This window comes from Devosia sp. BK (genome assembly GCF_032907385.1).
In the GTDB taxonomy this organism is placed as follows: domain Bacteria; phylum Pseudomonadota; class Alphaproteobacteria; order Rhizobiales; family Devosiaceae; genus Devosia.
On record NZ_JAIMBX010000003.1, the window covers coordinates 432,656 to 443,561 of the forward strand.

At 60.2% G+C, this 10,906-nt stretch carries 9 protein-coding genes; 5 read left to right on the forward strand and 4 right to left on the reverse strand.

The features are described from left to right. Positions 1-153: 153 nt before the first annotated feature. Positions 154-705 (forward strand): flavin reductase family protein, encoded by a 552-nt coding sequence (locus DevBK_RS17670; protein WP_244483994.1) that lies wholly within the window; start codon positions 154-156, stop codon positions 703-705. A gap of 79 nt (positions 706-784) precedes the next feature. Here DevBK_RS17670 and DevBK_RS17675 read toward each other — a convergent pair whose 3' ends face one another. From DevBK_RS17675 to DevBK_RS17685, 3 genes are all read right to left on the reverse strand, one after another. Further along, entirely contained in the window at positions 785-1,762 is a 978-nt protein-coding gene (locus DevBK_RS17675) for a magnesium transporter CorA family protein (protein ID WP_061909066.1), read from the reverse strand. A gap of 224 nt (positions 1,763-1,986) precedes the next feature. Next, positions 1,987-4,635, reverse strand: a complete 2,649-nt coding sequence (locus DevBK_RS17680; RefSeq protein ID WP_317186388.1) for a response regulator — start codon at positions 4,633-4,635, stop codon at positions 1,987-1,989. A 5-nt stretch (positions 4,636-4,640) separates the two neighbouring features. Continuing rightward, positions 4,641-5,420, reverse strand: a complete 780-nt coding sequence (locus tag DevBK_RS17685) for a TatD family hydrolase (RefSeq protein ID WP_317186389.1) — start codon at positions 5,418-5,420, stop codon at positions 4,641-4,643. Positions 5,421-5,603: 183 nt separating this feature from the next. On the opposite strand from DevBK_RS17685, the gene DevBK_RS17690 reads away from it, so the two are divergent. Then, positions 5,604-7,445, forward strand: a complete 1,842-nt coding sequence (locus DevBK_RS17690) for an adenine deaminase (protein ID WP_317186390.1) — start codon at positions 5,604-5,606, stop codon at positions 7,443-7,445. Here DevBK_RS17690 and DevBK_RS17695 read toward each other — a convergent pair. After that, on the reverse strand, positions 7,427-9,118 hold the full coding sequence (locus tag DevBK_RS17695) for an ABC transporter ATP-binding protein (protein ID WP_317186391.1): 1,692 nt from the start codon (positions 9,116-9,118) through the stop codon (positions 7,427-7,429). The genes DevBK_RS17690 and DevBK_RS17695 overlap by 19 nt on opposite strands. A gap of 155 nt (positions 9,119-9,273) precedes the next feature. On the opposite strand from DevBK_RS17695, the gene DevBK_RS17700 reads away from it, so the two are divergent. The 3 genes from DevBK_RS17700 (at position 9,274) to DevBK_RS17710 (ending at position 10,834) form a co-directional block, all read left to right on the forward strand. Next, entirely contained in the window at positions 9,274-9,657 is a 384-nt protein-coding gene (locus DevBK_RS17700; RefSeq protein WP_317186392.1) for a hypothetical protein, read from the forward strand. 65 nt (positions 9,658-9,722) lie between these two features. Then, positions 9,723-10,241: a copper chaperone PCu(A)C gene (locus DevBK_RS17705; RefSeq protein ID WP_317186393.1), complete on the forward strand. Its 519-nt coding sequence runs from the start codon at positions 9,723-9,725 to the stop codon at positions 10,239-10,241. Next, the gene (locus DevBK_RS17710) at positions 10,241-10,834 is read left to right on the forward strand and encodes an SCO family protein (protein WP_317186394.1); all 594 of its coding nucleotides are present in this window, start codon (positions 10,241-10,243) and stop codon (positions 10,832-10,834) included. Before DevBK_RS17705 ends, DevBK_RS17710 begins: the two co-directional genes overlap by 1 nt. The last annotated feature ends 72 nt before the right edge of the window (positions 10,835-10,906 follow it).

Consider the following 10,906-nt stretch of genomic DNA (forward strand, 5'->3'; position numbering starts at 1 on the left):
AACTCGTTTAGTCTATAAAGTTTGTAGATATAAATTTCTTCCTGCCGTCTCCAACCGGCAAACTGTGCTCTCTGGCGATATCGTGCGCGGTCCGGGAGCGGGCTAGGGTAGGGGACAAGCGTCATATGGGCGCGTCAGATGGGGAGAGGCCCTTTGTCGATCATCGATATTGCAAGCTTCCGGCCGGCTCAAAGGGCTGAAGTGGAAGACAGCGCCTTCAAATTGGCCATGCGCAATCTGGCCGGCGCCGTCAGCGTCATAACCGTGGGCACGGGAAGCAACCGCACTGGTTTTACCGCGACGTCTGTCTCTTCATTTTCCGCCGAACCGCCAACGATACTCGTTAGCCTCAACAAAACGTCGTCCTCCTGGCCAATCCTGCGCGATGCCGCATCGTTTGCCTGCAATATTCTGAGCGACGGTCAGAGCCCCGTCGCCGATCGCTTTGCGGGCAAGGGTGGCATCAAGGGCAATGATCGTTACGTTGGCTGGGAGTGGGACCGGCTCGAGAGTGGCGTTCTGGGTCTCCAGTCGGCATTGGCGGTGCTCGATTGCGACGTTGACGAGATTATCGAACGTCATACGCATGCGCTGGTCTTTGGGCGCGTACGCCATGTCGAGGTGACGACCTCGGAGCAGCCGCTCCTCTATTGGCGTGGCCAATATCAGCAGCTTCTGCCTAATTTCGATCCGTTCAGAAGCTGAGCGTTACGCCTAATTCCGATGCCCGCGCCCTGACAAGGACGCGGGTTCGATGCCTGTTTGATCCTGGCAGCCTCTTGCTCTACAGCCAGCCTTTGCGCTTGAAATAGAGGAACGGCACCAGCGCTGAAAGCGCCATGAGCCCGATTGCCCAAGGATAGCCGAGGGTCCAATTAAGCTCAGGCATGATCGCAAAGTTCATGCCGTAGATGGAGGCGACCAGCGTTGGCGGCAGGAAGACGACGGCCGCGACCGAGAAGATCTTGATGATCTGGTTCTGCTCGAGATTGATGGCGCCTAGCGTTGCATCGAGCAGAAACCCGAGGCGTGCCGACAGCGCCCGCGCATGCTCACCGAGCGAGAGCGCATCGCGCTGGATCAGCCGCACGAGGTGCCGGCTTTCCCTGTCGTCATTGGTCTCGTCCGCCGCCGCATAGTAGGCCGTGAGCCGCGCAATACTGACAAGGCTCTCTTGCACCATGGTGAGCAATTCAGCCTTATGCCCGATCAGCGAGATGACGTTCTCGAGGTCATGCGTCTTTACATTGGCTTTGGTCTTGGCCTGAGCCGTCTTGAAGATACTGCGCGACAAGCCGTCGGTCTCGTTGCCGATCCGCTCCAACGCATCCGCGGTGCGATCGATCATGGCTTCGATCAGGCCCAGCATGATTTCCTCGCCCGACTTGTGCGGGGCGCCTTTGGGCCGCTGCGCGCGGTTCATATAGGCAAGGAATGGCTTTGGCTCGGCATAGCGCACCGTGACCAGCGTCTGATCCTTGAGGATGAAGGTGATCGGGGTCTTGATCGGCTCATCGGTGTCGAGCTTGGCAAGGGCGGTCAGCGTCATGAAGAGCGCGCCGTTCTCGGCATAAAGACGGGCCGAAAGCTCGATCTCTTCCATTTCGGCGCGGCTTGGCACTTCCACGTCGAGCATGTTCTCGACCTGGTTCACTTCGTCGGCGGTTGGCGAAATCAGGTCCAGCCAAATGGGCAGGCTGGTGCTCTTGTCCATGTCGAATGGCACAAGTTTATCGTCGGTACGCGTGTAGATGCGCAGCATGGCAGTTCCTCAATGCAGGCTCATGGGCCCGCGGGAACTGACCTCGTCAGATCCTTCAGGCCCTGCGGCAGTGTCGAATTCGACTTCGACTGTCGGGGTTCATGATCTTTCTCTTTCAAAGAAGACGCCGGGCGTCTCGCTGCTCAAATGCGCTCTTCGACAGCGTCTGTCAACGCATGCATTTGTGCCGTGGTGAACCGGCCCCCGAGGGCCGGCCGCCAGGATTATTTTGCAGTGGCCGGCACCTTGCCGGAAGCGGCCAGGGCGCGAACCAGTTCACTTTGTGAATAGGGCTTGATCAGCACCTGCGCGTCGGGCTGATCCTTGATCGCAGATGTATCTCCGGTCGCAAAAACCAGCTTCAAGTCGGGCCGTTTCGCCTTGGCCTGCCGCGCCAGTTCGACACCTGAAATGCCGGGCAAGTTGATATCAGTCACGAGAATATCGACCGGCGCGGTGTCGAGTGCGGCCACCGCTTCTTCAGCGCTTCCCGCTGCAACCACGAGATAGCCGGCCTCTTCAAGCAAATCCGCCGTTGAGAAGCGGATGAGCGCATCGTCTTCAACCAGAAGCACCGTGCGCTTGGTCGTGACGACGGGGCGCCCTCCCTCGGTCGGGATAGGGTTTTCCGCCTTCAAATCGGAAAGCGGTTTGCCCTTTTCTCCCTTGCCGAGAACCTGCCGGAATTTCCAGGCCAGGGCTTCGCGCGTGTAAGGCTTTGAAAGGAGATCCACGCCCGCATCGAGCCGGCCACCATGGACGATCGAGTTTTCGGTGTACCCTGAGGTGAAGAGCACCGCGATATCGGGCAGCCGCTCGCGCGCTTTGCGGGCCAGTTCCGGACTCTTGAGCGTGCCGGGCATGACGACGTCGGTAAAAAGAATATCGATTGGCATGCCGCTCTCAATGACATTGAGAGCGCTCGCCGCGTCCACGGCCTTGAGCACGCGATAGCCGAGATCGGTCAGCATTTCGACGACGGTCGCGCGCACTTCATGATCGTCCTCGACCACGAGCACGGTTTCAGTGCCACCGATGATCGGTCCGGTGCTCGCCACCACTTCCACGTCTTCGCTTTCGAGCGCTCGCGGCAGGTAGAGCTTGATGGTCGTGCCGAGGCCAACCTCGGAATAGATTTTCACATGACCGCCGGATTGCTTGGTGAACCCGTAGACCATCGACAGCCCGAGCCCTGAGCCCTTGCCTTCGCCCTTGGTCGAGAAGAACGGCTCGAACACCTTATCGATGATGTCTGGCGACATGCCTGAGCCGGTGTCGCTCACAGCCAGCATGACATATTGCCCCGGTGTCACTTCATCATGGGAGCGCGCATAATCGTCGTCGAGATGAGCATTGCCGAGCTCGATGGTGAGCTGGCCCTGTCCATCCATGGCGTCCCGCGCATTGATGGCAAGGTTGAGGAGGGCATTTTCGACCTGAACAGGGTCGATGAAAGTGTTCCAAAGCCCGCCACTGACGACGGTCTCGACTTCGATCGCTTCGCCGATGGCGCGGCGCAGCATGTCGTCCATGTCGCGCACGAGGCGGCTGATATTGGTGACCTTAGGTTCGAGCGCCTGCCGTCGTCCAAAAGCCAGGAGCTGCGAGGCAAGTTTTGATCCGCGTGACACACCGGCCATCGCATTGGCGATGCGCCGTTCTGCGCGTTCATTGCCGGCAATGTCTTTGGCGAGAAGCTGAAGATTGCCAGAAACAACCTGCAGCAGATTATTGAAATCGTGCGCGACACCGCCGGTCAATTTACCGACGGTTTCCATTTTCTGGGATTGCGCCAGTTTTGCTTCCGCTCGGCGACGTTCGTCGATTTCAGAAATGACGCGTGCTTCGAGATCTTCATTGAGCTGGCGCAGGGCATTCTCTGCTGCGCGGCGATGGGTGATATCGGTATGAACCCCGATCCATTCGATGATCTCGCCGCCGGCATCGAGAATGGGCACCGCGCGGATCGCAAAGGTGCGCCAGACCCCGCTCTTTTCGCGCACTCTGTGCTCGTGGACATACATGGACTTGGCCGCGACCGCGTCGTTCCAGGTTTGCACCGAGCTATCCTGATCGTCAGGGTGCACGGCGTTTGACCAGCCGAAATTTTGGTATTCGTCAAAGCTCTGCCCGGTGAGCTTGGCCCAGCCCGGCTGCTCGCCCAGCATCCGGCCATCGGCGCTATTGGTCCAGAGCACGCCGTGGACAGCATCCATCGCCGCGCGGAAGCGACCGACGCTTGCGGCCAGATTGCGCTGCAAAGCCATCTGCTCGGTCTGGTCGATCACGGTACACATGACGCCATTGACCGTGCCAAGGTCGTCGTAGACCGGGGTGTAGTGCAAGTCGAACGTATAGGTTTCGGCCCCTGCTGCGTTGTTGAGGGTGATCGGCACGCTGCTGTGTGAAATGCGCTCGCCCGTTCGCGTCCGCTCAATAATGCCGCGATTGAAGTCCCAAACCTCGGGCAGAGCCGTCGCCACGGACTGTCCCAAGGCGATTGGATGACGCTGGTCAATGATGGGCGCATAGGCGTCGTTATAGAACATCAGATGTTCCGGACCCCACATCAGCACCTTGGCGACGGGCGAATTGACGATATTGGCCACTGTCGCGCGCAGAGCATGGGGCCAGGTGCCGACCGGGCCGAGCGTGGTTTTTGTCCAATCGATACCGCGGATCAGCGCGCCACAGGCGCCGCCATCAACAGGCCAGTTGACCGTGAAAACCGTGCTCGATCCCACACGCAACTGCCGCAGGGCCGCAGCGAGAAGGTCGCCCTCGGAACTATAGCGCCCCTCGGCCAATTGGCTCGATACAAAGGCCTCCAGATCGGCGGGCAGGGCGAGGGTGCGGGATGGTGCGTTGGTCATAGTCCTTACATACGCCCTGCTTTGGAAAAAAGGCGATAGAAATTGTCAGTGCTCGCCTTTGCAAGCACATCAATTTCAATCCCGCGAAGCGCTGCGAGAAGTGTGGCGGTGGTTAGAAGATTTGCCGGCTCGTTGCGGTCGCCTTCAAGCGGCGCGGGTACCATCGAGGGCGAGTCGGTCTCAAGAAGTATTCTTTCCATGGGTACGCGCTGGGCAGCGTGCCGAATGTGCTCGTTATCCCTGTAGGTGAGTAAACCGCCAAAGCCGAAATACCCACCAAGGTCGAGCGTTGTTTCGAGGAGCAATGGTCCGCCCGAAAAGGCATGAACGACGAAGGCAAAGGGCTTTTTCGACATGGCTGCACGGAGCATTTCCGACATGGTGTCGTCCTCGCGCACCGAGTGAATGACGAGCGGCAAACCGGTCTGTTGAGCCGCTTCTATATGGGCCGAAAAGACGCGCTTCTGTGTGTTCCAATCCGCATTGCCGTAAAGGCGATCAAGGCCAGCCTCGCCTATGCCGATCACCTTTGGATGCCGTGTCAGCGTTATGATCTCTTCGGCAGTAACATCCGCTTCCTCATCGGCCATATGGGGCAGCGTACCGACGGTGCAAAAGACATTGGGGTAGCGCTCGGCTATGGCGATCACGCGCGCCGCACTTCGAACGCGAATGCCAATATTCACATAGGCGTCGATCCCGGCCGCTTTTGCCCGCGCCATAACCGCCTCGCGGTCTTCAGCAAAGTCATCGAAATCAAGATGCAGGTGGCTATCGACAAACACGGCGGACCTCGGAACGGCAGGGCGGCAATAGCTAGCACGTGGGTTTCCTTACGGAAAATACCCAGTATCGGTTCATTCGCAGTCGATGAGAATTTCGACTTTGACAGCGCGGCGCAGTTTCCTCATCAACTGTCCCTGCCGGTCCCTCCGGCTTGCCCAGTTACAACGACCCCCGGTTTTCCAATGATCAACGCCAAGTCCGAAGTCGCCATCCGCCAGCACCTGACCCTGGTGGCTCTCGGCAAGGCGCCGGCCGATCGGGCTTTGCGCGTTGGCCACCTGCTCGATGTCGCGACCCGCACCTGGCTCTATGATCAGGAAATCATCATCAAGGGCGATCGTATCGCTTATGTAGGCCCTGCTGGCAGCTATACCGGCGAGGTTGACCAGATCGAACACCGCCCCGATCTCTGGGCCGTTCCGGGTCTTGGGGAAATCCACAAGCATATCGAAAGTTCGCACCTGACGCCCGAATGGGAGGCAGCGCTCGTGCTGCCGCGCGGCAATACTTGGACTTGCGAAGCGAGTCACGAATTCTCCAACGTCAACGGCGCCAAGACCGTCGAATTCTGGATGACGGCGCGCCAGCACGGCTCGCCACTCAAGATTTTCCCGCTGCCCGGCTCGGCCGTTCCGCCCACGGCCTATGAGCATGGCGGTGGCTATCTCGGCCATGATGAGCAGGCCGGCTTCATGAATGAGAGCCTGATGGTCGCGGGTCTCGACGAGGTCATGGATTGGCCCGCCGTCTGGGACGGCAACAATGGCTCGCATAAGCGCCTCTGGGGGATGATCGAGGCGACCTTTGCCCAGCGCGGTGTCGTCGAAGGCCATGCGGCGGGTATCCGCGATCTGCCGACCATTAATGCGTTCGCCGCAGCTGGGCTTGCGTCAGACCACGAAGCCTGGACCGCCGAGGAGTTTTGGGACAAGCTTCGCCACGGCCTGTTCATGGAACTGCGCGTCCATTCGATGCCCGATGTTCTCAAGGGGCTCCTCGAGCGCGGGCTCGAAGACTGGTCGCAGATCGCCTTCGCCACCGATGACCGCAGTGCCAGCGAGACCCTTCAAAAAGGTGCGACAGACTACAATGTCCGAACCGCCATCGAAGCTGGCCTCAAGCCGGAAATCGCCATCCAGTGCGTCACCATCAATCCCGCGCGCCACATGCGCCTGACCCCATGGGTCGGCTCGATCGCCCCCGGTCGGTTTGCCGATGTAGTCCTGCTTTCAGACGTCAAAAGTTTTACTATCGCGGAAGTCTGGGCGGATGGCCGCCAAGTCTCCAAGGGCACGACCCATATCGAACCGGTGCCCACCATCGCTTGGCCGCAATGGGCGACGGATACGGTCAAGACTGGCGGCCCGCTTGTTGCGGATGATTTTGCGATTCTCGCTGAACCCGGCCGCAACACCATGTCGGCCGCGGTCATTCGTCCTTTCCACTGGGCGGATGATTTCCTCACCTATGACCTGGCCGTCCGGGATGGTCAGGTGCAGCGCGACGAAAGCCGCAACATCACCAAATTCGCCATCGTTGATCGCTTCTCGGACAAGAAGTCGGTCTCGAAAATGTTCTGGATTGGCACGGGGCCCAAGACGCCCGATTGTGCCGTCGCCAGTTCGCTCGGCCACGACAAGCATAATATCTGGTGCGCGGGCTCGTCCGATGAAGCCATGGCAATGGCGGTCAATGCGCTGCGCGACATCAATGGCGGCTGGGCGCTGGTGCGCGACAACAACGTCGTCGCCACTGTTCGTTACGAAGTTGCCGGTCTCATGTCCTGCCGTTCGGCCGAAGATCTCGATGCCGACATGCAGAACCTTTATGAGGAGGCCAAGGCCATCGAGTGGATGTATGAGCCGACCTTCAGCCCGCGCTGGTCTCCCGGCTTCCCCGAGCGCCTGTCATTCGCAACGCTCACCTGCTCGCCCTGGCGCTGGGTACTTGTCGCGCCGGGCCCTCTGGCACCCGACGGCTTCGTCAATGTCCAGACCGGAAAAACTCACTCGGTGGTCTGGTAGGCTTCCAAGGGCGCTGCGGTTGCATCAAGCGTCACCACCTGATCGCCCGGCCGGATGATGCTGCGCCTGTGGGTGATGGCGAGAATCGTCACATCCTCGAGCTGGCGCAGTTCATCCATGATCTGGCTCTCGGTCGTCTCGTCGAGCGCCGAACTCGCTTCGTCGAGGAACAGCACTTTCGGGTTGCCGTAAAGTGCCCGCGCAATCGAGACGCGCTGCCGTTCGCCGCCCGAAAGTTTCAGCCCGCGCTCGCCGACCGTCGTCTCGAAGCCATCGTCGAGCTTTTCGATGAAATCAAGGATCGAGGCCCGCGCCGCAGCCCGCCGCATGCGCTCCTGATCGAAGACGCGGCCGAGCACAATATTGGCCGCAAGCGTGTCATTGAGCAGCATGACGTCCTGCGGCACAACGCCGACCGCGTCATACCAACTCTCGCGCTTGATCGCGGCGAGATCGACGCCATCGATCAGAATGCGCCCCTCGCTCGGCTCCAACGATTTGAGCGCCAGCCGGAACAGGGTCGTCTTTCCCGAACCCGTCGGGCCGGTGATGAAGGCAATGCTGCCACCCGGTACAGTGAAGGAGAGCGGCATCAGAGTCTGCCGCTCGCCATAGCGAAAGGCGACGCCCTCAAAGGCAATATTGCCCTTGATGGCCCCGGTCGCCCGATCTCCATGCCCCGCACGATCTTGCGGCTCCTGCCACATCCGCGCAAACGGCAGAAAGCGGGAAACCGAACGCATCACATCATCGATCGCCATGCCGATCATCTCGAATGGCCGGTTGAGCTGGACAAGGATGAGATTGATGAGAACGATATCGCCCACCGTCATCTCGCCCGCTTCGAACCGCGGCAGCATCAGGAGATAGGTGACCGCGAGCTGCGCTCCGAGCGCGAGCCCAAAAATCCCCGAAAGGGCGATGCGGCGCCAGGACCAGCCGATCCATGACGCTCGCGCCAAATCGGCCTTTTCCGCAAACTTCTCGCTGATCCAGCGATCGCCGTTGAAATAGCGGATCGCCTCCATGCCGTTGACGGCATTGCCGACAAAACGGGCATTGTCCTGCGTCGCTTCGATCGCCTGATCAAGCAGCGGCCGCGTCCACTGGTTTGCGAAATAGGTGAGCGTGATGAAGATCCCGCCGTAGATGGTGACGATAGCGATGATATCAACGCTGATCGTTGCGCCGAGAAGTGCGATTCCAAGGCTGATCTGTGCCGCGCCGGGTATGAAGACAATCAGCACAAGCTGCACCAGCATCTGCACCGCGCCTTCGCCCTGCGACCGCGCCGTCTGGATCGCCACGGGATTGTGCTCGATGAAAAACGTGCCCGGCTTCTTGAGGAGACGCGCGAAAAACTCGGTCGCCGCGATGAACTTCAAGTCCTCCGACGTCATCAGCGACAGGTAGTTCTGCGAATAGGAAAAGAGCGTTTCAAGCCCGCGCATGACCGCATAGCCGACAAAAGCCAGCGCCATGGTGCTCGCGAGATCGCCTGTGGTGAGGCCATCGATCAGCCGCGAAAAAAGGTAGGGCGTCGCGATGCCGAGCATCGCATTGATCGCCACGATCACAGCGATTCCCGCCAGCATCAGCCGGGAATGCCGCCAAAACTGCAGATAAATCGACCTGAGGGCCGGCCCGATTGTCGTCCAGTCGTCTTTCGTCATGGCTACGCGCTCTGGCTGGAAGGGGAGGGCACCCTAGTGCGTTAACCATTGCGGTCAACCGTCAAGAATCCCAATGCCGGCGCCACCATGCGACACCACGCGCCTTGCGCCCCGCTTGCGAAGGCGCTAGCGATCAAGGCGTTCCAGGAGCCGCAATGCCCTTTCGCATGCGCCACATAGCAAAAGATTTCGGCACCGCCTTCGCGGTGCTCGCCCTCTATTTGCTCGTGCTGCTGGCCCCGCTCCATCAGGCCGCCGGCCTCCAGCGCGATCTGGCGCGGCTCGGCTTTGAATCAAGCGTTTCCTGGTCCGTCTGCGCCTCGCTCGGCGATCACGGTGACCCAAGTTCGCCGCTTCTCGCCAAGTGCCCGGCCGCCGGCATCGGCAAGTCCGATCCGCTCGGGCCGACGCCTGTCGCACTCGTCGCCGAAATCGAGCGGCTGGCATCGCCTGTCGTTTACGACAGCTCTTCGCTCACGCGCGCACTACGTGCTGCCGATCATCCCGGCCAGCCTCGTGCGCCGCCCGCGCACGCCTGAGCCGAAGTAAAACTCTTCCCCATATTTGCGCCGGTTACTCGGGCGCGTGCTCATTCGAGGTTTTTATGACCCGTCGTCTCACCACTTTTGCCCTTGCGGCCATGCTTCTTGCCAGCCCCGCAACGCTTGCCTATGCGCAGGATGCCCATAGCCACACCGCCGCTCCAGCCGGTGACGTCGTCACTGTCGGTACGCTCGAAATTTCCGGCGCCTTTACCCGCGCAACCCTTCCCAATGCACCAGTGGGCGGTGGGTTTTTCACCATCCACAATACCGGCAGCGAAGACGATCGCCTGGTGTCGGCCAGTACGCCCATCGCCAAGGCAACGCAGATCCATGAAATGGCCATGGAAGGCGACGTGATGAAAATGCGCGAACTCGATGAGGGCCTCGTCATTCCCGCTGGCGAAACCGTTGTGCTCGAGCCCGGTGGCAAGCATCTCATGATGATGGGCCTTACCGGCGCCATCACCGAAGGCGAAACCGTTCCCGTCACCCTTACCTTTGAAAAGGCCGGCGATGTGACCCTTGATCTCACGGCTGCCGGCACGGCTGCCGATGCTCCGGCAGCAGGTCACCATTGATGCGCCAGATCACGCTCGTCCGCACCGTCCTTTGGGGACTCGTCGTCGCTGCCGGCCTGACGGCCACCGGCCTCTATGCCTATACCGCGACCCGGCCCGCCCAGGCGCAGACCCTTGGCAATGGCGATTACCAACTGGTCACCGCCGATGGTCAGCCCTTCACCCGTGCGAGCTTCGATGGCAGCCCCTCGATGCTGTTCTTCGGCTTTGCCCATTGCCCGGAAGTGTGCCCCACGACGCTTGCCGAAATGACCTCCTGGTACGAAACCCTCGGCGATGAAGCCAAGGACCTCAAGGCCTATTTCGTCACCGTCGATCCCGAACGCGACACGGAAGCGGTCATCAAAGACTATGTTGCCTGGACCGGCCATGTTACCGGCGTCACCGGCACGCCGGAAGAGATCGCCAAGGCCGCCAAGGCTTGGGCCATCTACTATCAGAAGGTGCCGCTCGAAGACGGCGACTATACCATGGACCATACGGCTTCGATCTTCCTCCTCGACAAGGACGGAAATTTCGAAGGAACGATCGCCTATCGGGAGGACACGGCGACGGCTCTGGGCAAGCTGCGGAAATTACTGGCCCAAAGCTGAGCGTCTTCAAGAGCTATGCATGCTTCAACCTCCCCTTGCGGTGAGGTTGAAGCGGTCATGGGGTGAGATTTG